The organism is Vibrio sp. G-C-1, assembly GCF_021728015.1.
In the GTDB taxonomy this organism is placed as follows: Bacteria; Pseudomonadota; Gammaproteobacteria; order Enterobacterales; family Vibrionaceae; genus Vibrio; species Vibrio splendidus.
In genome coordinates, this window is sequence record NZ_JAKKCR010000011.1 from 1 (window position 1) to 24,475 (window position 24,475).

At 45.0% G+C, this 24,475-nt stretch carries 22 protein-coding genes; 13 read left to right on the forward strand and 9 right to left on the reverse strand.

Annotated elements, in window-relative coordinates:
* Positions 1–178: 178 nt before the first annotated feature.
* From L3V36_RS16090 to L3V36_RS16105, 4 genes are all read right to left on the reverse strand, one after another.
* Complete coding sequence (locus L3V36_RS16090) at positions 179–535, reverse strand: DUF2799 domain-containing protein (protein WP_004735288.1); 357 nt, start codon at positions 533–535, stop codon at positions 179–181.
* Positions 536–616: 81 nt separating this feature from the next.
* Positions 617–973: a gamma-glutamylcyclotransferase gene (locus L3V36_RS16095; RefSeq protein ID WP_004735287.1), complete on the reverse strand. Its 357-nt coding sequence runs from the start codon at positions 971–973 to the stop codon at positions 617–619.
* Positions 974–1,022: 49 nt separating this feature from the next.
* Entirely contained in the window at positions 1,023–4,781 is a 3,759-nt protein-coding gene (locus tag L3V36_RS16100) for a translocation/assembly module TamB domain-containing protein (RefSeq protein ID WP_208775149.1), read from the reverse strand.
* On the reverse strand, positions 4,778–6,490 hold the full coding sequence (locus tag L3V36_RS16105; protein ID WP_208775147.1) for an autotransporter assembly complex family protein: 1,713 nt from the start codon (positions 6,488–6,490) through the stop codon (positions 4,778–4,780). Before L3V36_RS16105 ends, L3V36_RS16100 begins: the two co-directional genes overlap by 4 nt.
* A 195-nt stretch (positions 6,491–6,685) precedes the next feature.
* Here L3V36_RS16105 and msrA point away from each other — a divergent pair, with 195 nt between their 5' ends.
* Positions 6,686–7,315, forward strand: coding sequence for a peptide-methionine (S)-S-oxide reductase MsrA (gene msrA / locus L3V36_RS16110; RefSeq protein WP_208775146.1), 630 nt, complete (start codon positions 6,686–6,688; stop codon positions 7,313–7,315).
* Positions 7,316–7,426: 111 nt separating this feature from the next.
* Here msrA and L3V36_RS16115 read toward each other — a convergent pair whose 3' ends face one another.
* Positions 7,427–7,627, reverse strand: coding sequence for a DUF1107 family protein (locus tag L3V36_RS16115; RefSeq protein WP_004735283.1), 201 nt, complete (start codon positions 7,625–7,627; stop codon positions 7,427–7,429).
* A 252-nt stretch (positions 7,628–7,879) separates the two neighbouring features.
* On the opposite strand from L3V36_RS16115, the gene L3V36_RS16120 reads away from it, so the two are divergent.
* The 7 genes from L3V36_RS16120 (at position 7,880) to L3V36_RS16150 (ending at position 13,708) form a co-directional block, all read left to right on the forward strand.
* Positions 7,880–8,431, forward strand: a complete 552-nt coding sequence (locus L3V36_RS16120) for a YtfJ family protein (RefSeq protein WP_054542375.1) — start codon at positions 7,880–7,882, stop codon at positions 8,429–8,431.
* A gap of 90 nt (positions 8,432–8,521) precedes the next feature.
* Complete coding sequence (locus L3V36_RS16125) at positions 8,522–8,812, forward strand: DUF2607 family protein (protein WP_017078801.1); 291 nt, start codon at positions 8,522–8,524, stop codon at positions 8,810–8,812.
* A 41-nt stretch (positions 8,813–8,853) separates the two neighbouring features.
* Entirely contained in the window at positions 8,854–9,630 is a 777-nt protein-coding gene (locus L3V36_RS16130) for a DUF2796 domain-containing protein (protein ID WP_208775144.1), read from the forward strand.
* Between the two features lie 139 nt (positions 9,631–9,769).
* Positions 9,770–10,486: an ABC transporter ATP-binding protein gene (locus L3V36_RS16135; RefSeq protein WP_004735279.1), complete on the forward strand. Its 717-nt coding sequence runs from the start codon at positions 9,770–9,772 to the stop codon at positions 10,484–10,486.
* The gene (locus L3V36_RS16140; RefSeq protein ID WP_004735278.1) at positions 10,483–11,742 is read left to right on the forward strand and encodes an ABC transporter permease; all 1,260 of its coding nucleotides are present in this window, start codon (positions 10,483–10,485) and stop codon (positions 11,740–11,742) included. The genes L3V36_RS16135 and L3V36_RS16140 overlap by 4 nt, the downstream gene beginning before the upstream one ends.
* A 14-nt stretch (positions 11,743–11,756) precedes the next feature.
* Positions 11,757–12,272 carry a DUF3299 domain-containing protein gene (locus L3V36_RS16145; RefSeq protein WP_004735277.1) on the forward strand — a complete coding sequence of 172 codons (516 nt, stop codon included), beginning with the start codon at positions 11,757–11,759 and terminating at the stop codon, positions 12,270–12,272.
* Positions 12,273–12,799: 527 nt separating this feature from the next.
* Positions 12,800–13,708 (forward strand): TIGR03899 family protein, encoded by a 909-nt coding sequence (locus tag L3V36_RS16150; RefSeq protein ID WP_208775142.1) that lies wholly within the window; start codon positions 12,800–12,802, stop codon positions 13,706–13,708.
* A 166-nt stretch (positions 13,709–13,874) separates the two neighbouring features.
* On the opposite strand, the gene cysC is transcribed toward L3V36_RS16150, so the two are convergent.
* The 4 genes from cysC to cysD all read right to left on the reverse strand — a co-directional run bounded on the left by cysC (position 13,875) and on the right by cysD (position 18,703).
* On the reverse strand, positions 13,875–14,495 hold the full coding sequence (gene cysC, locus L3V36_RS16155) for an adenylyl-sulfate kinase (protein WP_017083764.1): 621 nt from the start codon (positions 14,493–14,495) through the stop codon (positions 13,875–13,877).
* A 24-nt stretch (positions 14,496–14,519) separates the two neighbouring features.
* Complete coding sequence (locus L3V36_RS16160; protein ID WP_017080873.1) at positions 14,520–16,244, reverse strand: SLC13 family permease; 1,725 nt, start codon at positions 16,242–16,244, stop codon at positions 14,520–14,522.
* A gap of 65 nt (positions 16,245–16,309) precedes the next feature.
* A complete protein-coding gene (gene cysN, locus L3V36_RS16165) occupies positions 16,310–17,740 on the reverse strand; it encodes a sulfate adenylyltransferase subunit CysN (protein WP_017083766.1) in 1,431 nt (476 codons plus the stop codon).
* 18 nt (positions 17,741–17,758) lie between these two features.
* A complete protein-coding gene (gene cysD, locus L3V36_RS16170) occupies positions 17,759–18,703 on the reverse strand; it encodes a sulfate adenylyltransferase subunit CysD (protein ID WP_226088532.1) in 945 nt (314 codons plus the stop codon).
* Between the two features lie 414 nt (positions 18,704–19,117).
* On the opposite strand from cysD, the gene L3V36_RS16175 reads away from it, so the two are divergent.
* The 5 genes from L3V36_RS16175 to L3V36_RS16195 all read left to right on the forward strand — a co-directional run bounded on the left by L3V36_RS16175 (position 19,118) and on the right by L3V36_RS16195 (position 24,475).
* On the forward strand, positions 19,118–21,094 hold the full coding sequence (locus tag L3V36_RS16175; RefSeq protein WP_017069395.1) for a bifunctional 2',3'-cyclic-nucleotide 2'-phosphodiesterase/3'-nucleotidase: 1,977 nt from the start codon (positions 19,118–19,120) through the stop codon (positions 21,092–21,094).
* Between the two features lie 349 nt (positions 21,095–21,443).
* Positions 21,444–22,031: a DedA family protein gene (locus L3V36_RS16180; RefSeq protein WP_208775140.1), complete on the forward strand. Its 588-nt coding sequence runs from the start codon at positions 21,444–21,446 to the stop codon at positions 22,029–22,031.
* Positions 22,028–23,161: an ATP-grasp domain-containing protein gene (locus L3V36_RS16185; protein WP_017083768.1), complete on the forward strand. Its 1,134-nt coding sequence runs from the start codon at positions 22,028–22,030 to the stop codon at positions 23,159–23,161. The genes L3V36_RS16180 and L3V36_RS16185 overlap by 4 nt, the downstream gene beginning before the upstream one ends.
* A 19-nt stretch (positions 23,162–23,180) precedes the next feature.
* A complete protein-coding gene (locus tag L3V36_RS16190; RefSeq protein ID WP_017083769.1) occupies positions 23,181–23,723 on the forward strand; it encodes a hypothetical protein in 543 nt (180 codons plus the stop codon).
* 2 nt (positions 23,724–23,725) lie between these two features.
* Positions 23,726–24,475, forward strand: coding sequence for an NRDE family protein (locus tag L3V36_RS16195; protein WP_208775138.1), 750 nt, complete (start codon positions 23,726–23,728; stop codon positions 24,473–24,475).

Here is a 24,475-nt window from a genome sequence, read left to right on the forward strand (position 1 = left end):
ATCTTCAATGGTCTCGTGTGCCATTGCTAATTCTTGTTCAAGCATAAAAAAATCCCCATCAACGTTGTTGATGGGGATTATCTGCTAACTGCAAGATCGTTCAAGTCTTCTTAAACGATCGGCATTAAGCATTTATATGCTGGCTTTTTGTTGTTCGCTGAATTAAACAATCACCGAACTATTGAACGCTATACTTTGATTCAGCACCACGCTCGTAATTAAAACGGAACCATTTATCGACGTCATCGCAAATGCCAAGGTAGGTCTCACCGCGGCGTCCTAGCGCTCGCGGGTTCTGCGAACAGTACTGAGTTTTACCCACTTCATAACCTTGGTCGTAAGCCGCATACAAATCGGCATCAATCGATGGTGAAGACGCAGCTTCTGCCAAACTTGCTTCAGTCTGCTTCGTTTTGCCTTTCATTGCCATTTCTTCGCCAAAGCTCTGCCAATCGGTCGTATTCATTGATGTTGGTGGCGGGGTTTGCGCACAACCAAATAGCATTACTGATAGCACCAATAATATATATTTCATAATTTCCTCCTGATGGAAAAGACTAGCTCGTACATTGAGACTTTTAGCTATTACGTCAGAATGCTTCCAGTAGTTCATTCACTATAGCGGGTTGTCCCGCTTACACCAGTCACCCGAAAGTATTTCTTTATTAGCTGTTAGATCAAGCTGATACAAATATACCCATGCTAATCCAAATATAGTCTCTATTTGCTCGCGACGATACTCAACAGGAACATCTTCTAGCCGATCGAGCGACTCCAAAATTTCGTCGTTAATGATATAGACCTCGCCAGCGACACTTTTCTTTCCGAAAATCATCGCCGGATACGCAACTAAATCAAAAAGTGCGTATTCCTCAGGTGTGTCAAACCTTCCTAAACACTCACACTGTTTTAAATAGTGGTGGTTTGATTGGTCTTTTCTCAATGTCCCATAAACAAAAACGAGGTGCTGCATACTCACTCCCTAGCATTCGTCATCCGCTAATCAATCACCGCTCAAAGTGTTACTCAAATTCAAATTGATAGAGAAGATCCACAGCACTGTCTAGACCCGATACTGCCTCAACGTAGAGATCCTGCATCAATCGATAACGAACGGTAAACTCGCCTAACGAGTTAAAGATACCCACACCATATTTCACCTGTAAACCTGGGAGAATATAGCCGCTTACCGTAACCTGAGAGTCATCCCCAGAGCCTGCTGTATCCAGTTGTAAATCTTGTACACCAAAGGCTTCGCCGATTTCGCCAACAACCTTACCACTCTTCGCCAAACTCAAACCGATCAAGGTTGTTGTCATCGAACCGCTGGACTCACCATCGATATCTTGGCCACGCAGAATATAAGACAGCGCGTTCGCTTGTGGCATCGCTGGATCAGAGTAAATCTCGATGGTCGGCTCTGTCGCAGGGCCTGTAACTCGAATACCTGCGGTCACATCATCCTGAGTATTATCAGGGTTACGAATCGCATTGATGGCTACATATGGTTGATCCGGTGGACCATTCATTAGAATTTTACCCTCTTCGATCAAGAGGTCTTGCCCGAATGATTGGTAAGTACCATCGACGATATTCACTTCACCAGTGATGAATGGACCTTGGTCTTTTTGAGCTACATTGAGCTTACCAACCAAGTCGCCTTCAAGACCAAAGGCAGACAATTTAAAGTCATCACCAATGGAGATATTAATATTGGTCATCACATTGAATGGGATCGTATCTTCACTTTCAGGCTCAAGATCTTTGTTCAATATCACCTGATCGGAAGACACACCAACCGCTGACGGTGGTAAGTCTTCTACCACAATTCGTCCCCATGGTAGTGCAATATCACCGGTAATTTTCGCCAGTTCTGGTGTGACATCAATGGTCATATCAGGCACGACCTTAACCTTGACCATCGGCGGAATATCAACCATCAACTCATCGGCAAAAACTCTAACGTTAGAGTGCCATGCTTTAAGATCTTGCCAATCTCCGGTTCCCTCAATATCAAGGTGGCCGTCAGGCGTTTCTACATTCGCATCAAGCTTTGCACTATAACCATCAAAGTCGAGATCGACACGGCCATCTTTCACATCAACAGGCGTAACGTCGCCTTTGACTTGAATACCATCAACCGAGAACTGACCAAAAACTTGAGGGTGCATCAAAGAGCCTTTAACTTGAAGATCACTCTCAAGGTCGGCTTTCAATAGGCTGTATTCACCTAGGATTGGTTGCAAGAAATCGAGGTGGAAAGTGGTCAGCTTAATTGCAGCATCGACCATTTTGTCTTCGGCAAGAATATCCGGTAACGACACCGTACCAGACAGGTCACCATTGTCGGAAACATCCAGCTTAAAATCGGCATCCAGTTTGTTGTCTTTCAACTGGGCATTCAATGCAACGCTTTCCCAACCCAGTGTGATTGGCTCACCAACTTGTTGAACAACCTGACCTTTCGGCATATCAACGCTTACCGTAACCTCAGGCTCACCTTGTTCAGACCACTTAGCATGGGCAGTCGCATTAACTAAGCCCTGTAATTGCGTCTCTTTAGGCACAAAGGCTTTAATCTGCTCGAAATCAAATTTATTAATGGCCACCTTGGCCTCACCCGATTTTCCGACACGAACATCTTCATCCAAACACACACTCGAACCAGATTGTTTCCAACAGTGCGCTTGAACATCGGCAAACTGTTTATCGACATCCGCCTTTATCGCGACAGGTTGATCTAATACCCAAGGACCTTGCTGAGTGGTTATTTTGACGCGATCTAACGACCCATCCCAAATAATAGAAGGCTTTTGAATCAACTCACCAGAGATGGCCAAACTTGTCGACACGATGTCAGATATCACATCAAGTGTCACTGTGTGTTTCTTCTCGCCACCACTCACCGTGAGATCAATGCTTTCCACACTTTGATCTTGATAGGTTAAGTTCTTAGCTTTGAGTACAAGATCAGCTTGAGCCTCAGGTAATGGAAGAGGAACTACAGAGCCATTAAGCGACAAGGATTCGAGTGTTGCTTCGTTATTCCAATCGACCTTATCAACATTTAAAGCAAGATCGACTTCAGGCTCTTTCGTTGGGCCGCTAAGTTGGATGCTACCGATCACTCTACCTTTCAGCTCAGGACTACTTTTTGCAAGCTCAGGGAAGAAGATCTCAACGCCCATGTCCCATTGCTTATCAAGTTGCCCCTGTGCTTTAATCGAGTTAACACCATGAGCCAAGCTCAAACCGCTGGTTTTCAGCTTTGGTTCACCGCTCGCGCTGCGATCCGACGCTGACAACTGACCTTCGATATCCAGAGGGTATTCTCGCAAGATCCCTTCAATATCCAACTTAGGCAGTTCAATCGCCCAACCGCCCGCTTCCGTCAACTCACCCGAGGTGACGATGCTTCCGCTAATGTTACCCTCGGCTTCTGGCCATTGCAGGCCCGGCTGAATGTCTTTAAGTGTCACGTCAGCTTGCCAGTTAACGAGACTCTTCCAATTCGCTTTAACGACACCGTTAAGTTCACCGCCTAGCGTGTTTAGCTTTAGACGTTCGAGCTCAATCTGTTCCGTCGTGCCTTTACCCTGTAGATCGATTGATAACTCAGGGATTTCCTTACCATCGGCCTCACCTTTAAGTAGAACATTGAAACCATCTAGTGAGCCATTAGCTTTGAATTGCTCAATTGTCGCTTGGTAATCGCTTTTTCCGGTAAGAGGCCACTGCGCTTGTCCGCCCTCTAAAAGAAGGTCAAATGGTAGAGTTGGCTCTAAGGGTTGAATATCCCCATACAACTTTGCCTCAATCAATTCAGAAAATTGGGAGTCTAGGTTCAGCTTAGCCACGCTCCCTTGCGCTTTCAGAGACAACTTCTGCCCAGCAAGGTCGGTTTCTTTCACTAACGCATCCAAAGAAAGCTCTAACGGGTAGCCACCTTTAAGCTCAACCTTCGTCGCTAAATTCGCACTTGCTTGAGGCATATCGAGCTCTAGAGTGGAAACATCTACCGTGTGCTTACCCGCTTTAGCTTCAAGGCCAAGGTGGTTGACAATAATTGGCGTTTCTTGTTCTAAGGTGAAACGGTTTAGGTCAAAACGCTCAAGTACAACCTGCAAAGGAATTAAGACTTCAGGCAACTCGATAGCCGTTTTAGTGGCAGCCTCTGGTTCTACCGTTTCTGTTTGCGGTTCTTCTGTCGATTCAGCAAGCTTAATTTTTAGGTCATTGAACAAGGTTGGCGAAACCGTCAGTGTTTCTCCCTGCATACTCAGAGCGGTTGAGAACAAACCCCATTCAATTTCATGACCCAAGATATTCAATTTGATATCAGACAACGCGATACGATTGATCACTATTGGTAGTGGTGTTTTTACCGATGTCACGGGCGGAGTCGGTTCTACTTCTTCTGTAGAGGGTGGAGGCAGTTCAGTAAATGCGAAGTCCAACCCTTGAATCGCTAAACGATCAACACACAGCTTAGGATCAAGCAAACAACGAGGGTTAATAGCCAAGTTCAGCTTTTGAACCTTGGTGTCGATATGCAGGCTGTCATCTTTAAACTGAACATTATTAAGCGTAAAGCTTGGGAACAGGGCCCCTTTAGTACTTTCCACTTTAAGTTGTGGTAATGCTTTTTCAGCGCCCCACAACACGGTGTTCAACCCTGGATTGGTGAACAAAACAAAACCGAGCAGGGCTATCAACAATAGCAAAATAGACGTCAATGAGATCGACGTCCATTTCAGGCACTTGCCCATCACTTTGATCATAATTCAGGTCCTAAACTAAAGTGCAGTTGGAACTCATCGCCTTTCTTCGCATCTAGGCCCCAAGCAAAATCTAGACTCACTGGACCAACGGGGGACGCCCAACGCACCCCGACACCGGTGCCGTGCTTCCACTCTGGCTTGTCATTAAATGCATCACCAATATCGTAGAATGCAGCGCCCCACCAGTTTCCAACCAAGCGATATTGGTATTCAAACGAACTGGTTGCGATAAATTTTGCACCCGTTAGAGCGCCACTTTCATCGCGCGGAGAGATCGACTCATAGCCATAACCACGAATACTGTTATCACCACCGGCAAAGAATCTTAGGGAAGGAGACAGCTTCTCAAACTCGTCGGCAAAGTTACCGCCAAATTGAAGCCGAGTTAGGCCTCGGTGGTTATCGCCAATGCTTCGAATCCAAGCGGTTTGGCCTTGAAAACGAACAACCTTAGTTTCGGATAACAAGGTATCATCGGCCGCTTCAAACATAATGGTTTGTTTATCGCCCCACATCGGCATCGAACCACCTCGCGTTCGAGTTCGTGAGAAAGAGAAACCCGGCAAAACAAACTGTGCCAAGTCATCTTGTAAACCTTGTTCATAGTTTTCGACCAAGTATCGAATGAACACCGTACGTTGCCAGCCGTTATCTAGGCGCCAATATCTTTCTAAGGCGAGGTTTGATTCCAAACTCTTGGTATCACGGTTATCCAAGTTCTTCATTCCGTACTTAACTTGATAGTAGTCATTAAGTACGTCATCCAATGGAATTTTATAAGCTGCAGTAATCGTCTGCTCCGGCTTAGAAATCGACAAGCTACTATTGAAGCTATGGCCTCTGTCGTTAACCCAAGGTTTTTTCCATTTGAGAGTGCCTTTCACACCAAGGTCTGTTGAGACACCGATACCCGTTTCGATTTGGTTACGCGCTTGCGGAGCAAGGCTGACCTTCATCGGGATCTCTCGACCTTCACCTAATTGACTTAAATCGGGCTCAACAAATACGGAAGAGAACCAATCTGTATTCGACAAGTTTTGGTTGTATTCGCCAACTTTGGTAATTGAGTAAGGTTCGCCATCTTTAAACGGCTTAAGAGATTGCACTTTGTCATCTTGAATTTGACTGCCCGTCACTGTGGTTGTGCCAAAGTGGTAGCGTATACCACTGTTATAATGAAGGCGGACATAAGCGCGGTTTAATTCAGGAGCGACTTCTAGCTTGCTAAGATCATACGCCCCATCGAAGTAGCCTTTCGCTAATCCAAGGTTGCGGATCGATGATTTCAAAGAATCATAATTGCCATGATTAAGAATCGAACCTTTAGACAACTTACTCTTAGCTATTAAAGCCAAAAAGTCAGGATCATCTTTGGCTTCACCAGTCAGAATGATATCTGAGGTATAAATAACAACAGGCTCTCCCGGCTCAACCGTAACGGTCATTTCGGTATCATCTTCGGGGTGAGAAAATGTGATATTAGGGTGGTAGTAACCTAACGCATTCAGGGCTTCTTTTATCATAGACTCCAAGCGAGATTGGAACCTTAATGAAACCGAGTACTCTTCTTCAGGAATCGCACTCAGATAAGCATCAACATTATCCTCAAGCGCTCCATTAAGCCCTTTAATTTCAAGGGAAACATCAGCGAAAGCGAGCGTCGATGACAATAGAGTGCCAATCAGAACTGGTAAAGTTTTTCTTATCATGCTTAATTGGTGAAGAAGTTATCAATACGTTAATAAATGAAAAGAAATAATACCGCTAAAAAGACACTGAGTCTGTAATAAATCTTGGAATAACACGGTCTAATTTAAAGACTTAATCAATATGAACCAGCCGTTAATATGAACCTGGATCTAATGTTAACTTACGCGGTAAACGTATGCGAAAAGGAATATAACATGCTAAACAAACAACAACTGGTTTCCGCAGCAACCGCATTACCGGGAAATGCAGACCCAATCCGAATCACTGAGTGCCATTTTGTCAATCAAACTGACTTGCTCGATGCTCCTATGGGTTCCCAACAAGAAGTCCTACTTGGTATGGGATGCTTTTGGGGAGCTGAGCGTTTGTTTTGGCAACTTGATGGTGTTATTTCCACATCCGTTGGCTACGCTGGTGGATACACAGTCAATCCCACTTATGAGCAGGTATGCAGCGGACAAACCGGTCATACCGAAGTCGTTCGTGTCATTTTTGATAGCGAACAAACATCTTTAACTCGAATACTTGAGACCTTTTGGGAGCGCCATAATCCAACCCAAGGTATGCGCCAAGGCAACGACTTAGGGACTCAATACCGTTCCGCGATATACACATTCAGCGAACAGCAACAAGCCGTCGCCGAGCACTCTAAACGTGAATATCAACGAGCAATGACTGAATCATTAGGCAACGAGATCACGACGGAAGTTCTGCCTGCTGGAAAATATTTTTTCGCAGAAACCTACCACCAACAATACCTAGCCAAAAATCCTAACGGTTACTGTGGGTTGGGCGGTACGGGTGTCTGCTTCCCTCCGCAATAATGTGCGTTAGGCATACAAGCTAAAACAACATCCATTAAAAAAAGGGCTTCCGCTAGGAAGCCCTTTTTCATTGGAAATCTTTTTGACGCAATGCAAATCTACAACAGTCAGTTACACCGGCAGCGCAGCAATGGTGCCGTTAACTTCTTTAAAAATAGTGAGCTTTTGTTTGTCTGAAACTTCAGGAAGAAGCACTTTGCCTTGGTCGAAGCGAAACTCTCCGATACCCTCAATAGCAAACTGGCCTTTGAACAGGACTTTAACGAAACGCGCCACCTGATGTGGACGGTAAGTAGAAAATTTTCTTAACATAATACAACCTCAATTCCATTTGAGTACTACAGTCACGTACCTGAACACCACCGTATTCAAAGCACATTAAATCGCTAATTCCTTTAGCAAACAGCAAGATAATCTATTGTTCATCTCGATATTGATGCATTATACCTTTTGGTAACAAGCCTGCAACTTATTTCTACGTCGTACGATAAAAAAGTTAAAGAGGCATTTTTCAAATTTCATATTATACTTCCAGAGCAAACCAATAAGCGGAACAAAAATATAATGAAAAACAAAACTCTACTGGCTTTTTTAGCCGCAGCCTCTCCACTCTTCGCCAATGCTCACAACTTATCTGTAGGTGAAACTCTGCCTGCTGTCGATGTTAGCAACTATGGTGAAATCGTACTAAACGACGGAAATACTGGATATCAAGCTTGGGCAACCAACGCTCTTCTAGGTAAAGTTCGCGTCGTTCAAGCAATCGCTGGCCGCAGCAGCTCTAAAGAGCTCAACGCACCACTGATGGCAGCCATCACAGCATCGAAATTCGCAGAAGACAGCTACCAAACCACTACCATCATCAACCAAGATGATGCGATTTGGGGTACTGGGTCTTTTGTTAAATCGTCAGCAGAAAGTAGCAAAGAAGAATTTCCATGGTCTTCTATGGTGCTAGATGAAGACGGCACGGTAGCGTCATCATGGGCTTTAAAAGAAGAAAGCTCTGCGATTATCGTTCAAGACAAGCAAGGTAAAATCTTGTTTGTTAAAGAAGGGGCATTAAACGAATCAGAAGTCACTCAAGTCATTGAGTTGATTAAAGCGAGCCTTTAATAAGATATTCGCGTCTTTTTCGAGACCTGACCAAAGGATATTGTTATATTATAACAGTATCCTTTTTTAATTCTGTGGTTAATCATACTCATGTGGCAAAACACACCTAACAATGTGAAACGCAAAACAGGCTTCTTGCTTGGGCTGATGCTCATGTTAAGCGTGTTAGCGGCAACACATATGGTGGATATTGACCCCGATCACCACACTTCGCATCACTGTGAGCTGTTTTCGATAAATCAGTTCATTACTGCGCACTCACTGCCACAAGTTCCAGAGTTCCATTCAGAATTTACAGCCACTATTACAGAGTCAGTAATTTCGTTACAGCGCCTGTATTTCGCTTATTTAGCACGTTCACCTCCTGTAAATATCGCTTAATTACCACTACTTTTTAATTAACCTTTATTCAGGAAAAAAACATGAAACCTACTATTTTAGCCGTTGTTATCGGCATGACTGTCTCAACGAATGTTCTAGCTAACGAAGAATTCCGCTCTCACGAAGCACACGTGCACGGTAAAGTTGAAGTGAACATCGCTCAAGATGGGCAAGAGCTGCTTGTTGAAGTAACAGCTCCCGGCGCTGATGTGGTTGGCTTTGAACATGCTCCAGAAACTGCCGAGCAAAAGAAAGTGTTTGAACAAGCGATTGCGCAACTGAACAAGCCAGAAGAACTATTTGGTTTCAACAATGCAAGCTGTACTTTGAAGTTCAAGTCAGTGACGAACACCCTAGAAGACGATCATGATGACCATGAAGGCCATGACCACGCTGAAGGCGAACATGACGACCACGAAGGTCATGACCACGCTGAGCACGATCATGACGACCACAAAGACCATGACCACGCGGAACACGATCATGACGACCACAAAGGCCATGACCATGCTGAGCACGATCATGATGACTACAAAGGCCATGACCATGCGGAACACGATCATGATGACCACGAAGGCCATGACCATGCTGAGCACGATCATGATGACCACGAAGGCCATGACCACTCAGAAGGCGGCCACGGTGAGTTCACTGTCGAGTACCACTACCAATGTTCTGACATTGAAAAACTGGATACCGTGAATACTCAGTGGTTCTCTAAGTTCAGCAACACAAAATCAATGACTGTGAACCTGCTAACTGACAGTGCTCAAATTCAAGAAGTACTTAACGCAGATCGTATTAGTTTTCGATTCTAATTAGCATTAGATTGAATTAAACGTAGATAAGCAGCCAAGTAAGTATTCACTTACTTGGCTGTACAAATCGGTGTGCTCTGGGAATTTATTATTCTAATAACTGTCCAGTAGAGACACCGCTTTAATTATTGGAGCTAATATGTCTTTTGACAGTTCATCACTTGTGGTCAAACTCGAAAATATCAGCTTTCGTTGGAAGCCTGAATTGCCCCCAACGCTAGAGATCCCCTCACTGCATATCCAAGCCCAAGAGCACCTTTTCATCAAAGGGCCTAGTGGTTGCGGGAAATCAACATTGTTAGGGTTACTGACCGGAATCAACCAAGCTGAACAAGGTGAAGTATCTATCCTTGGCCAAGATCTCACACAGCTAACACCTCGCCAGAGAGACAAATTCAGAGCCGATCATATTGGTTATATATTCCAACAATTTAACCTGCTTCCTTACTTGTCAGTCATCGACAACGTGACGCTTCCTTGTCAGTTTTCTAAGATTCGTAAGCAGCAAGTCACTGAAAGTCAGAACAGCCTGCAAGCAACCGCTCAAGAGTTGTTGCTCAGATTAAAGCTACCTCAAGCTCTAATGGACAAGCCCGTTACCGAGTTGAGTATTGGTCAACAACAACGTGTTGCTGCCGCTCGTGCTTTGATCGGCCAACCCAAAATCATTATTGCCGACGAACCGACATCGGCTCTGGATCATGACAACCGAGAAGCCTTTATCGAACTGTTGCTAGAACAAGCGAATCAGGCGGGTTCTACCCTGATCTTTGTCAGTCACGATCCAACATTAGAAAAACTGTTCACTCGAACCATAGATTTAAAAACCGTTAACCAAGCTAAGGTTGTCGTATGAAAGTAATTACTCACTTAGCCTTAAAAAGCGTACTCAACCGTAAAGCCACAGCCATTCTGACTATTCTCACCGTGGCGGTGTCAGTCATTCTATTACTCGGTGTGGAACGTGTAAGAACCGAAGCTAAGAGCAGCTTTGCGAATACGATTTCAGGTACTGACCTTATCGTCGGTGGCCGCTCTGGTCAGGTAAACCTGCTGCTTTATTCCGTATTTCGAATCGGTAATGCGACCAACAACATCGACTGGAAAAGCTATGAAGAATTTAGCCAGCACAACGCTGTAAAGTGGGCGATCCCAATCTCATTGGGTGATTCACATAAAGGCTTCCGCGTAATGGGCACGAACCATAGCTACTTCGAAAATTATCGCTATGGAAGTAAGCAACCACTTACTTTTCAGCAAGGTAAAGAGTTTAATCAGCTATTTGATGTCGTGATTGGTGCCGATGTCGCGAAGAAGTTAGATTACAAGATTGGTGATCACATCATTCTGGCGCACGGTATCAGTGATGTCGCCTTCAGTCGCCACGACAATCTGCCCTTCACCATTGTCGGAATACTCGCGCCAACCGGCACACCAGTAGATAAAACGGTGCATGTTTCGTTAGAGGCCATTGAAGCGATTCACGTTGGTTGGGAATCGGGGGCTAACCTCGGGCACACACCGAATGCTGAAGCGCTAAAGCAACGTGACTTCCAACCGAAGCAGATTACCGCGATGATGGTTGGCCTTAAATCGAAGATCCAAACCTTTGCACTGCAACGAGAAATCAATAACTACCGCCAAGAACCTTTGAGCGCCATTATGCCAGGCATTGCGCTTCACGAATTATGGGGAATGATGGCAGTAGCAGAACAAGCACTACTGATTGTTTCAGGGTTTGTTGTAATCGCGGGACTGTTAGGGATGCTGAGTAGTCTACTCACTAGCTTGCAAGAAAGACGTCGAGAGATGGCCATTCTGCGCGCGATGGGAGCAAGGCCTCGTCATGTGTTTGGTTTACTGATCAGTGAAGCAAGTGCCCTAACCTTCCTCGGTATCACATTGGGTGTTGCCGTGTTGTTTGCCTTGATCGCAGTAGTTGCTCCTATTGTGCAACAAAGTTATGGTATCAACATATCGATATCCGCAATCACACCTCATGAGTGGAAACTGCTTATGTTGGTGCAAGTTGCTGGAATCATTATCGGCTTTATTCCCGCTTTCAGGGCTTACCGTCAGTCATTGTCTGATGGCATGACTATTAGAATCTAAAATAGGAACCTACGATGCAACGCAAATTCCTACTGATACTTGGGTTACTTATGTTCCCATTTATCAGCACAGCTCACGCTGAAACCACTCAGACTGACGAATCGGTATTAACACTCGATTGGATTGACTTGATTCCAGAGTCAGAGCGAGCACAACTCGACTCATTTGGCATGCCGATGGTTAACCACGACAGCATGGACAAACCTCAACAATCGACACTTGGCGCTGTTCGCCCAGAGCTGAATGGCAGCACAGTCAAAATTCCTGGCTTTGTGATTCCATTGGAAGGCGATGAGAACATGATCACTGAGTTTCTGCTGGTACCGTACTTTGGCGCATGTATCCACGTGCCACCGCCACCACCAAACCAAATCATCTACGTGAAGTTCCCTAAAGGTGCACCAATCCAGCAGTTATGGGATGTGATCTATTTAGTGGGTACGCTGAAAACTGAGTCAATAAGCCATGACTTGGCGCAAACCGGTTATCTTATTGAAGGTACTGCGATTGAAGAATATGACGACATGTAGTCATTAGAAGGGTGGCTCAAGGATGAGCTGCCGTCACTGAACGAGTGAGATCATTCAATAACAGTTTAATAACGATTATTTTATTCTAAATTACGTAATGTAATTAGATAAGTACGCTAGAACAGCGACATAAGTAGCGAGTAATAACCCTATACTAAGCTGTTTCTTCAGCTTGTTATCATTGACTTGATTCATAACTCCTCCTTGAGAATTACAACAAATTTAACATTTTATTATCATTGGCAAAAGTAAAATTTTGTTGAAACCTTCAACTCTGCACGCAAAATCTAGCCACCAATAAGATAAAGAGTTACATTTTAGACAGTTATACCAATCACAATAAGTAAGTGTTCAGAAATAGCGTAAGAAAAAGGCTTGAGAACAAGGAAGCTCTTTTCAATAAATAGTTTTGATAAGTAGTTATTCTACAATCAAAAATTCTAACGCTGTTATCGAGCGTTTTAACAAGCTAGCGCGAGCAATTAATTACTACGATTGGTGTTGGGTCGTCTCCTTACGGTACTCTTATGTCAGAAACTAAACAGCCAGTGGTCATTGAGCATGCTAGCGATACACAGCAAAAGCATGAGAAAAAGCCTCATATTGCCGACAGTGCAAGCAGAATGCTGCACATCGCACAAAGCTTCGGCCTCGATTCCTTAATTAGTCATAGTACAAAGCCAAACGATAAAGCTGAGAGTACGCTTATCGAACGGGCACTATTACGAGAGAAAAAACGTAGAGAGCTTCGCCAAAAGAACCTAGAACAGATTCTAAAGTTGGCACACTCTTCATGTAAGGATGAAGCAGCTGGAGACCCTGATCAGGACTGGCTATACCGTTTCTTCGATATGGCACAAGAGATCCACAATACATCGATGCAGAGGCTATGGGCTCAAGTACTGAAACGAGAAGTCACCAACCCAGGCTCGACGTCAATGAAGGCGCTTCAGATCTTAAAAGACATGACACCAAAAGAAGCACTCACCCTGCAAAGAGCCGCGTCACTGGGTTGTAGCTTTGGTAGTGATAACAGCAGAAAACTATTACTCGGCTTTAAATCCCATGCTGGAATCTTCAGCTTTGGCAAAAGAGACACCACCAACACCATCAACCTTGGTGGACACAACCTGCCCTACTCTAGTTTGCTCCACTTGATTGAGCTCGGGATTATTCTAGGAACAGAATTAGAATCTGGAGAGATTGATTTCGACCCAGCCCTACACCTGACTTATCAAGGTAAGAGCATGTCACTGGCGCCTATTTCAAAAGGGGTTAAACTGGTTTATTACCGATTCAGTCCAACAGGTAATGAGCTGTGCACCTTACTTGGCAACAAACCCAACATGCAGTATTACGATCAACTGATTGCTCTATTAAGTCAGAAGTTCACGGTACAGACAGAAGTGAAAAGCAGTGTGAATTACACCGTCTAGGCACTCGACGGTGCAAAAAATAGACGGTGTAAAAAGTGAAGAATATTGAGAAGAATAAAGAGAATCTAGAGGATAGGTTTCTTGTCTCGGTAAACCAAGGCTGCACTATTTATCGGTCGTGAATAAACAGATAAACAGCTGAGTAGCCTTAGTCATACCAACGATCTCAGTTGGCTAAAATATTACGCTTCTCTAAAGCATCAATACACAATTCCACCAGTTCATCGAGTGTCTTCTCACCCGCAGGTAAATCTATCTCAGGGTTCTGAGGCGCTTCGTACACTGAGCTAATGCCTGTAAAATTCGGGATCTCTCCAGCTCGTGCTTTCTTATACAGGCCTTTAGGGTCACGCTGCTCACAAACCTCGAGTGGCGTGTTCACAAACACCTCTAAAAACTCGCCTTCAGGTAGCAAGTCTCGCACTAACTGTCTTTCAGCTTGATGTGGGGAAATAAACGCTGACAACACGATCAAACCCGCATCCGCCATCAATTTAGCGAGCTCACCAATACGACGAATATTCTCTCGGCGATCCTGCTCAGAGAAGCCAAGGTCGCTACATAACCCATGACGCACATTATCGCCATCCAATAAGTAAGTATGGTAACCAAGCTGTGCCAAGCGATTTTCTAATGCTCCAGCGACTGTCGACTTCCCAGAACCAGATAATCCCGTGAACCAGAGCACGGCTGGCTTTTGTGATTTCAGATCAGAGCGAAATGTTTTATCAATCGAGTGTTGATGCCACACAACATTCTCATCTTTTGGTTTGAGTACTGCGGTCATAATTAGTCCTTTAAATAAACAGCATTAAAATGGGAAAAAATAAGGAATTAGGGTCAGCACCAAACCCGAATAAACAATCGAGATTGGGATGCCGATGCGCAGATAATCCGTAAGGTGGTAATTACCTACGCTATAAACAAGTAAGTTGGTTTGGTAGCCGTATGGCGAAATAAAACTGGCACTGGCACCAAACAGAACCGCCATGATGAACGGCATTGGATCGACGCCATAGCCTACTGCCATACTGTAGCCAATGGGGAATGAGAGTGCCGCTGCCGCATTGTTGGTCACCAACTCAGTTAGGACCAACGTCATGAAATAGGTCGCGACTAGCGCTCCAAACACGCCCCAGCCATTAAAGGCCTCCATAAACATCAGCCCCATTCGCTCAGACAACCCAGATGAAATCATCAGTTGAGCAATAGAGAGTGCCGAACCAACGATCACGACAATATCGACGGGGAAACGGCGGCGAAGCTCACCAAGTTGTACTACACCAAATGCCACCAGCAATAATAAAAATCCCGCTAGCCCTTTAATAATCGGGACTACATCAGCGAGCGATAACCCAATCACACTAGCAAAACCGAGCAACACAAACGTCGATTTATCGGCATCAAGCTTGGCGCTTGAGTCTAGGTCGTTCATCAACACAAACTCTTTATTGTGTTGTTGACGCTGTTCTTCAAAACGTTTGCCTGGAACCAAAATCAAGGTATCGCCAGCGGTTAATGTGATGTTTCCAAGGCCACCTTCAAGGCGTTCATGACCACGACGAATGGCAACCACAACCGCATCGAAGCGATCTCTAAACTGGCTGGTCTTGAGGGTTTTATTACAGAAGCTTGCCGATGAACTGACTACGACCTCAACAAAGCTCTGGCCGTTCAGGTGGTGCTGACCAAACAGAGTTAGCCCTTGGATCTCTTGCAGTGTCGCAACACTCTCAACATCACCACAAAACAGTAGTCGATCACGAGCTTGAAGAATAAAATCAGGGTCAATAGACGCGGTTGTTTTACCGTCTCGAATCACTTCCGCTAAGAACAGTTTTCTCAATGCTCTGAGGTTATTCTCGCTAACGCTGCGGCCAACTAAAGGAGAACCAGGTTCCACTCTTGCTTCTAAAAAGTAAGGCAGATCATCTTGAGATCCATCATCGTAGCTTGGTAGGAAGTAACTCAGCGGGATAAGGATCAACACACCACCGACCAACACCGCTAAACCGATCAAGGTCGGTGTGAAAAAGTTTAAACTTGGCAAACCCGCATCTTCAACAAAGCTATTGATGATCAAGTTGGTAGAGGTGCCGATCAATGTCAGCGTTCCACCTAAGATGGCAGCGTATGACAAAGGGATTAGCAGTTTAGATGGCGCATGCTGTTGATTACGTTTGATCGCCCCGATCAAAGAAACAACCACCGCCGTGTTATTAGTAAAAGAAGAAAGTAACGCTGTGGAAATACCCAACTTCGCAACCACGGTACCTAGCCTACCTTCAGAGATATTACGGCTAACCCAACTGATTAAGCGAGTTTTCTCCAACGCACTTGATGCGAGGATAAGAAGAATTAAAGTCAGTAACGAGGAGTTAGTGAAGTTATTGGCTAAGCTCGACAAATCGATCATGCCAGCCATAAAAGCAATAAACGCCGCGCCAGCAAAGATAAAGCTTGGCTTAATACGGGTAACGAGCAGGCAAGTAATGATGCCGAGCAAAATCGCTAATACAAATCCTTGTTGCCACATATACCCGTCCTTTATGGCGGAAACGATGGGTTTCCGCCTGATTCAATAAGCTGTTACTTAGTCGTTTATGACTTCAGTAATTGGCTTAGATCTTTGGCATCCCAATGAGGGAAGTGCTTGCGTACCAATGCGTTGAACTCAAGTTCAAATGCAGAGAAGTTACCGACTTGCTGTTCAACAGAGTCCAAACGGTCTCGAATCAAACCAGCACCCACCGTCACGTTAGTCAGGCGATCGATAACAATGAAACCACCGGTATCAGCACTCTCACGGTATTTATCCAACGCGACAGTCTCGTTCAATGACCATTCACACAAGCCAATACCATTCAGTGGTAACTCATCAACTGCGTAAGTCGACAAGTTGTTGATGTCATATTGGTGACGAACCGTTTCAACCTGACCGACGGTTTTCTTACCTGCGATTTTGATGTCGTAAGCTTTACCCGGTTGCAGTGGTTGCTCTGTCATCCATACGATGTCAGCCAATACATGGTTAGTAGATTCAATTTGCGCGTTTTCCAGCACAATCAAATCACCACGACTGATATCAATTTCATCTTCAAGAGTCAGTGTTACCGCCAAACCCGCTTGTGCCGATTCAAGTTCACCATCAAAGGTCACAATGCTTGCCACCTTAGAGGTTTTACCTGAAGGCAACGCCTTGATTTCATCACCCACGCTGACACGACCAGAAGCCACAGTGCCGGCAAAGCCACGGAAATCTAGGTTAGGACGATTGACGTACTGCACTGGGAAACGGAATTCGCCCGCTGAACGTTTTTGGTCAATGTCGACGTTCTCTAACACTTCTAATAGAGACGGACCTTCGAACCATGCAAGCTCTTTGCTTGGCGCTGCAACGTTAATGCCTTCAAGCGCGGAAACAGGCAGAATTTGAATATTAGTTTCGCCTTCTAGGTTTTCAGCAAACTCTAGATATTGATCGCGAATCTCCTCAAAACGATCTTGCGAGTACTCCACCAGATCCATCTTATTAACTGCGACGATGAAATGCTTCAAACCAAGCAGGTTAGAAATAAACGAGTGACGACGGGTTTGATCCAGAACGCCCTTACGAGCATCAATCAAGATCACAGCCAGATCACACGTTGAAGCGCCGGTTGCCATGTTGCGCGTGTACTGCTCATGCCCTGGGGTATCAGCAATAATGAATTTACGCTTTTGAGTCGAGAAGTAACGATAAGCCACATCGATCGTAATCCCTTGCTCACGCTCAGCCTGCAGGCCATCAACAAGCAGTGCTAAATCAGGCTTCTCACCTGTGGTACCCACACGTTGGCTATCCGAGTGAACCGCTGCTAGCTGATCTTCATAAATCTGTTTTGTATCATGGAGCAAGCGACCGATTAACGTACTTTTACCGTCATCTACCGAGCCACAAGTTAAAAATCTAAGCATAGATTTATGCTGATGCTGACTTAGATAACCTTCAATCCCTAGTTCAGCCAATTCGGCTTCTACTGCACTATTCATTTTTCTTTCCTTAGATTCTTAGAAATAACCTTGGCGCTTTTTCAGCTCCATAGAGCCCGACTGATCATGGTCAATCGCTCGACCTTGACGCTCACTAGACGTCGCCACCAGCATTTCTTCAATAATGCCTGTTAGCGTATTCGCCTCAGATTCAACCGCTCCGGTTAATGGGTAACAGCCTAAAGTACGAAAACGAACGCTTTTCTCTTCAATCACTTCACCTTCTTGCAGCTCCATACGGTCATCATCAACCATGATCAGCATGCCATCACGCTCAACTACAGGGCGTTTGTCTGAAAGGTAAAGTGGAACAATATCGATGCTCTCTAGGTAGATGTATTGCCAGATATCAAGCTCAGTCCAGTTAGATAGTGGGAAGACACGAATGCTTTCGCCCTTATTAACCTGACCGTTGTAGGTGTGCCAAAGCTCTGGACGCTGGTTTTTTGGATCCCACGTATGGTTCTTATCGCGGAAAGAGTAAACACGTTCTTTCGCACGAGATTTTTCTTCATCACGACGCGCACCACCAAAAGCCGCATCGAACCCATACTTGTTTAACGCCTGCTTAAGGCCCTGTGTTTTCATGATGTCAGTGTGCTTCGAAGAACCATGTACAAATGGGCTACAACCCATCTCAATACCTTCTGGGTTCTTATGTACTAAAAGGTCGAAGCCGTACTTTTTAGCCGTACGATCACGAAACTCAATCATCTCGCGGAATTTCCAATCCGTATCTACATGCAATAGCGGGAATGGAATCTTGCCTGGATAAAACGCTTTGCGAGCTAAATGAAGCATCACAGAAGAATCTTTTCCGATGGAGTACATCATCACTGGGTTATCAAACTCAGCCGCTACTTCACGGATAATATGAATACTTTCCGCTTCGAGCTGTTTTAGGTGGGTTAAACGTTCTTGGTCCATTTCAGTGCTTCCTTTAAGGCTCGCGTTACGAGCAATTCATTACTTGGTCTTGCCAAGCAAGGGATTTAACTCATCCACTGTTGTGAATGGGAGTATTGGCACTAGAAGAAAACAGAAGCTTCGTTTTGAGCTATCCTTGCTATTCATCTGCCTGATACGTCCTTGATATAGGCATTATGACGAGCCTCTCATATTACTGGAAATTCTAAAATTTCATTTTTTATTCGAAAAGCTGATAAGGGATTGAATTTACCGATAAGCAGGTGAAATGAATGGACTAATATTATCGATATCAGTTGCGCATCGATTGAACAGCTTTGGGAGGCGTCTTGCAGAACACCATAAAGTAATCGATCTAAGTCACGAATTAACATTCGTTGTAATCATTGTTTCATTCGGTTTTGTTACATTACGCAACGAATTTTCTACTATCCACTTTGGAGCTACAAAATGAAAGTTGCAATGAAACCTTTGTCATTGGCTGTACTTGCGGGTCTTGGTTTGACTTTAGCAGGCTGCACAACAACACCAGATACCGATGAAGTGATTAAATTACGTGTCGTAGAAACGACGGATATCCATACCAACCTAATGGATTACGACTACTACAAAGACAAGCCATCGAAAAAAATTGGCTTAGCACGTACTGCAACTCTAGTAAAAGAAGCTCAAAGCGAAGTAACCAACAGCGTATTAGTTGATAACGGTGACTTGCTGCAAGGTAGCCCAATGGGTGACTACATGGCAGACAAAGGCATCGAAGCGGGCGAAGTTCACCCTGCATACAAAGCTATGAACCAACTAAGCTACGACGCTGCAAACCTAGGTAACCACGAATTCAACTACGGTCTTGAGTTCCTAGAAGAATCGATCAACGACGCTGATTTCCCGTACATCAGTGCTAACGTTTACGACGCAGAAACCAAAGAACACTACTTCACGCCTTATATCATCAAGACGCACACGTTCGAAGATACTGCTGGCGTAGAGCACGAAGTAAAAGTGGGTTACATCGGTTTTGTTCCACCACAAATCATGACGTGGGATAAGAAGAACCTTGAAGGTAAAGTGATCGCTCGCGATATCATTGAGACGGCTAACGAGTTAGTGCCTCAAATGAAAGCGGAAGGTGCAGAGGTTATCGTTGCTATCCCTCACTCAGGCGTATCAACTGACCCATACAAAAATGGCGAAGAGAACTCAACGTTCTACCTATCTGAAGTAGACGGCATCGATGCGATCGCATTCGGCCACTCCCACGCAGTTTTCCCAGGTAAAGGTTTTGATGACATTCAAGGCATCGACAACGAAACGGGCACAATGAACGGCGTTGCGGCAGTAATGCCAGGTCGTTGGGGTAGCCACGTTGGTGTTATGGATCTAACACTTGCACAAAAAGACGGTAAGTGGGAAGTTGTTAAAGGCCAATCAGAAGCGCGCCCTATCTACGACAAAATAGAGAAGAAATCTCTTGCTGCAGCTGATGAAGGCATCGTAACAGCACTAGAAAAAGACCACGCTGGTACTCGTGAGTTTGTTAACCAACCGATTGGTAAAGCAGACGATGTGATGTACAGCTTCTTGTCTCTAGTACAAGACGATCCAACAGTTCAAATCGTTAACCTTGCACAGAAAGATTACGTTGAACAGTTCATCCAAGGTGACCCTGACCTAGATGGTACGCCAGTACTTTCAGCAGCTGCACCATTCAAGGCCGGTGGCCGTAAGAATGACCCAGCGAACTTCACTGAAGTTGAATCTGGTCAACTGACATTCCGTAACGCAGCTGACTTGTACCTTTACCCGAACACGCTAGTTGCGATGAAGGTAACAGGTCACGAAGTAAAAGAGTGGCTCGAGTGCTCTGCTGGTCAGTTCAACCAAGTGGATGTTAACTCAACAGCACCACAACAGTTGATCGAGTGGGATAATTTCCGTACTTACAACTTCGATGTTATCGACGGTGTTGATTACCAAATCGACGTAACTCAACCTGCTAAATACGATGCAAACTGTAAAGTGGTTAACCCTGACTCACAGCGTATTGTTGGCCTAACTTACCAAGGTAAGCCAATCGACATGAAGCAAGACTTCCTGATCGCAACCAACAACTACCGTGCATACAGCGCTAAGTTCCCAGGCACAGGTGAAGACTTCATCGCATTTGATGCACCAGATGAGAACCGTACTGTTCTTGCAAACTACATCTCTCGCGTAAGCAAAGAGCAAGGTCAAGTGAGCCCAAGCGCGGATAACAATTGGTCATTTGCACCAATCAAAACGGATAACAAGCTAGATATCCGCTTTGAAACATCTCCAAGCGACAAAGCAGCAGAGTTCATCAAAGAAAAGGGTCAATACCCGATGAAACGTGTTGCGACTGACGATGTTGGTTTTGCTGTTTACCAGATTGACCTAACTAAATAGATTGCTTAAGTAATCCATAGTTAACGTTCTGAAAGGCTGAGTTTAACGACTCAGCCTTTTTCTTTTCTTCTAAATGTTCAGCCCAAAGCCCTAATTTTCGAACGACAAACTCTCATTCAACCCGCTTCCAAATGCCACGCCTTTAGCTTCAAAGCAGCAGTCAAACAGCAGTCAAACAGCAGTCAAACAGCAGTCAAACAGCACGACTCAAACCACCAATTGAATAAATCCAACACAAAAAAACACTAATCAGCTGTAAGTTTTTCTCTGCTCCTCCTGTCTATTTAATTTACTACACTCAATGAATGGCCAATAAGCCATTCATCTATAGGATAGATAAGGACATTTGATGAGCACCGTCGAGAGCATTCAAGCATGGTTACATTCAGGAGAGGAGTCGCTGCTATGGCTGATGCTTGGCATCATCGCGCTTTCTTACCTGCTTGAAGATCTTGCGATTGTTACGGCGGCAGGTATCGCGACTCAAGGTCTAATACTTCCTCAATATGCGCTGCTTGCTATTTTCATCGGTATTGCCACGGGTGATCTCGGTCTTTATTACTTAGGGAAGTCAGGACGTTATTTCCGAGGTGTTCGATATAAAGCCCTCACGAATAAATACTTTCGTTCGCTTCGTACCAAATTACGTCAGAACGCATTCAGCAGCCTTTTTGTTATCCGCTTTATTCCAGGGCTTCGCACCGTCGGGTTTACCTTAAGTGGCTTTTTCGCCATCCCACTGCCTACTTTCTTGTTTGCTGTCATCAGCGCCACCGCGATCTGGACTGGCATTGTCTTCTCTGCCATCTACTATTTAGGGACATCAGCGTGGCTGCAAGCCTCTGAATATCAATGGATCGTTATCCCGTGTGCCATCGCTTTACTGTTTATCGGTAATCGATTAATGCATAAAACCTACTCTAGAGGATTATCATGAGTTCACCGCAAGATATTCGCATCATTCCCGCACATCAAATCAATGCAGGCATGCCTTTGCTTGAAAAAGATACCGTGCGCAGTGTCTCTCCTTATGAGTTTCTTCCGACTTGGTTCTTCTACACGCCAGTCGTGATTCAAAGCCTGATGCAAGGGTTACGGCACTTTGACTGGGCACTGCCGCTCATCGCCAACCCAAGCATCAAGTTAAGCGGTATGGTAGGCGAATCAAAACACGAGATATTAAGCCTTGCCGGATCTTCAAGTCAGCGTTGGATCTCTCCGTTTATCACCCTCACCAAAACGGATCTCAGCGGTAAGAAACAAGCTGAAGATGCACGCAGCGCACTCATACAATCCGATCTTGATTTCCCGATTGTAGCGAAACCAGATCTTGGCTGTCGAGGCGTTGGCGTCAAGCTGATCAACACACAAGATCAACTTGAGCAATATGTTGAATCTTTCCCAAATAATGCTCGCTTTCTACTGCAAGAAAAGGCGCCTTATCAGGCAGAAGCTGGCGTTTTCTATGTTCGTTACCCAAACAAAAAGCAAGGCGAGATCATCTCGATCACACTCAAATATGCGCCAATGGTGATGGGTGATGGCAAGTCGACACTCAAGCAGTTAATTGAAAATAGCCCGCGTGCTGGGCAACTCAGCCACCTGTATCTACCAAGGCATGAAGATAAATTGGATCAAGTGCTCGCAGAGGGCGAAGAGTTCCAACTCGCGTTCGCAGGTAGCCATAGCCGTGGCTGCATCTTCCGCGATGGCAATCAATACATTACTCAGGCTTTAACTGAACGTTTAGACGAGATATTCGATGACTTCGATGGTTTTCATTTTGGCCGACTCGACGTCAAGTTTAAAGACATGCACAGCCTAATGAACGGCGAGGATTTCACGATCCTTGAGGTCAATGGCGCAAGCAGTGAGGCTGGGCATATCTGGGATCGCAACACACCGCTGCGAGAGATATTTTCTACGCTACTTCTGCAATACCGCATTCTTTTTGATATTGGCGCTCAGCAAAAACAACGAGGCCATAAGACTCCCTCTTTCAAGAGCTTATTCGCTGCGTGGCAAGAAGAGCGACGTCTTGTTCAACAATATCCGACCACTGACTAACTTTGTACGAGGACCATGAATGAACCCCATAGCCCAACCGAGCGCCCTCACTTCTTTCTCTCCTAGTATCAAGGGAGCGGTAGAAATATTGAATCAGGGTCTAGAGTTTTTGTTAGCGATATCTGACAGCGACTATCTGACACGAGCAAAGCCGCATGTCACAAGCTCTATTGGTGAGCATACTCGTCACACGCTCGATCTTTTTCACGCCTTAATCTTAAAAGAGAATGCGACCGTTGATTACAACACTCGTCGTCGTGGTCATCCCGTCGAATACGACCGCTCAATTGCAGTAAAAGAGATCCATTATGTGATCAACTGGCTTGAACGATTAGACCGCAGAGATCTCGAAGCGCCTATCATGATCCAAACCGAAGTTTCAATGGATACACAAGTATTCGCCAGCCTGCCTTCTACGTTAGAAAGAGAGGTCACCTTTGCTGCTCTGCATGCCAATCATCACTATGCGATGATCAAAGTGATCACGACCTTTCTTGATGTCGAAACATGCAATACCTTTGGTTATGCCCCAACCACCAGCAGCTATCTGAGGGAGCAATAATCATGTGTTCAGTATCTTGGCTGCTTGAAGAAAATGGTTATCAGGTCTTTTTTAACCGTGACGAACAAAAGACGCGAGCACTAGCAATGCCGCCTAAACAGTATCGAGTCAACGGTGTCGATATCATCATGCCACTCGACCCAACTGGCGGTGGTAGCTGGATCAGTATCAATGAGTTCGGGCTTTCGCTATGCCTACTCAATAACTATCAAGGCATAGTACCTGTTGGATCTTTAGTCAGCCGTGGTTTGTTACTCAAGAATCTATCATCGAGTCGTAACATCAGTCAGCTCTCTGAAGCATTTCATCAGCTCGACCTGCACTCTTTTGCTCCATTTACCTTGTTGGCTTTCGCGCCGAATTTAACTCAGAACAATGGTTTGGTTATCGCCTACATGTGGGATGGTATTCAACAGCACATCGTCGACACTGATTCTCCACTCTTCTCATCCGGTGTTGATTTAGAGCGAGTACAAGCCTACCGACAAGCAAAATACGATCAGCTTATGACAACAGGTAAGAATCAGCAGAACTTACTTCAATTTCACTCTCACCATCATAGCGAACAGCCTCATTTAGCGACCTGTATGCATCGTGAAGACGCACATACGGTGAGCTTTACACACTTACGCAATCTACACGGCCAAGCCTCGATGTTTTATGCACCCGGCTCGCCTTGTGAACCCATTAAGCCATGCCAGATAAATCAACAGCGCTTTACCTTCGATTTATCACCCGTAATCAATCTATAG

Coding starts and splice junctions, on each gene's coding strand:
- cysC (WP_017083764.1), bottom strand. CDS start 14,495: ATGACCGCAGTACTCAAACCAAAAGATGAGAATGTTGTGTGGCATCAA.
- L3V36_RS16130 (WP_208775144.1), top strand. CDS start 8,854: ATGAAACCTACTATTTTAGCCGTTGTTATCGGCATGACTGTCTCAACG.
- L3V36_RS16195 (WP_208775138.1), top strand. CDS start 23,726: ATGTGTTCAGTATCTTGGCTGCTTGAAGAAAATGGTTATCAGGTCTTT.
- msrA (WP_208775146.1), top strand. CDS start 6,686: ATGCTAAACAAACAACAACTGGTTTCCGCAGCAACCGCATTACCGGGA.
- L3V36_RS16115 (WP_004735283.1), bottom strand. CDS start 7,627: ATGTTAAGAAAATTTTCTACTTACCGTCCACATCAGGTGGCGCGTTTC.
- L3V36_RS16145 (WP_004735277.1), top strand. CDS start 11,757: ATGCAACGCAAATTCCTACTGATACTTGGGTTACTTATGTTCCCATTT.
- L3V36_RS16175 (WP_017069395.1), top strand. CDS start 19,118: ATGAAAGTTGCAATGAAACCTTTGTCATTGGCTGTACTTGCGGGTCTT.
- L3V36_RS16100 (WP_208775149.1), bottom strand. CDS start 4,781: ATGATCAAAGTGATGGGCAAGTGCCTGAAATGGACGTCGATCTCATTG.
- L3V36_RS16150 (WP_208775142.1), top strand. CDS start 12,800: ATGTCAGAAACTAAACAGCCAGTGGTCATTGAGCATGCTAGCGATACA.
- L3V36_RS16125 (WP_017078801.1), top strand. CDS start 8,522: ATGTGGCAAAACACACCTAACAATGTGAAACGCAAAACAGGCTTCTTG.
- L3V36_RS16090 (WP_004735288.1), bottom strand. CDS start 535: ATGAAATATATATTATTGGTGCTATCAGTAATGCTATTTGGTTGTGCG.
- L3V36_RS16105 (WP_208775147.1), bottom strand. CDS start 6,490: ATGATAAGAAAAACTTTACCAGTTCTGATTGGCACTCTATTGTCATCG.
- L3V36_RS16185 (WP_017083768.1), top strand. CDS start 22,028: ATGAGTTCACCGCAAGATATTCGCATCATTCCCGCACATCAAATCAAT.
- L3V36_RS16140 (WP_004735278.1), top strand. CDS start 10,483: ATGAAAGTAATTACTCACTTAGCCTTAAAAAGCGTACTCAACCGTAAA.
- L3V36_RS16135 (WP_004735279.1), top strand. CDS start 9,770: ATGTCTTTTGACAGTTCATCACTTGTGGTCAAACTCGAAAATATCAGC.
- L3V36_RS16160 (WP_017080873.1), bottom strand. CDS start 16,244: ATGTGGCAACAAGGATTTGTATTAGCGATTTTGCTCGGCATCATTACT.
- cysN (WP_017083766.1), bottom strand. CDS start 17,740: ATGAATAGTGCAGTAGAAGCCGAATTGGCTGAACTAGGGATTGAAGGT.
- L3V36_RS16120 (WP_054542375.1), top strand. CDS start 7,880: ATGAAAAACAAAACTCTACTGGCTTTTTTAGCCGCAGCCTCTCCACTC.
- L3V36_RS16095 (WP_004735287.1), bottom strand. CDS start 973: ATGCAGCACCTCGTTTTTGTTTATGGGACATTGAGAAAAGACCAATCA.
- L3V36_RS16190 (WP_017083769.1), top strand. CDS start 23,181: ATGAACCCCATAGCCCAACCGAGCGCCCTCACTTCTTTCTCTCCTAGT.
- L3V36_RS16180 (WP_208775140.1), top strand. CDS start 21,444: ATGAGCACCGTCGAGAGCATTCAAGCATGGTTACATTCAGGAGAGGAG.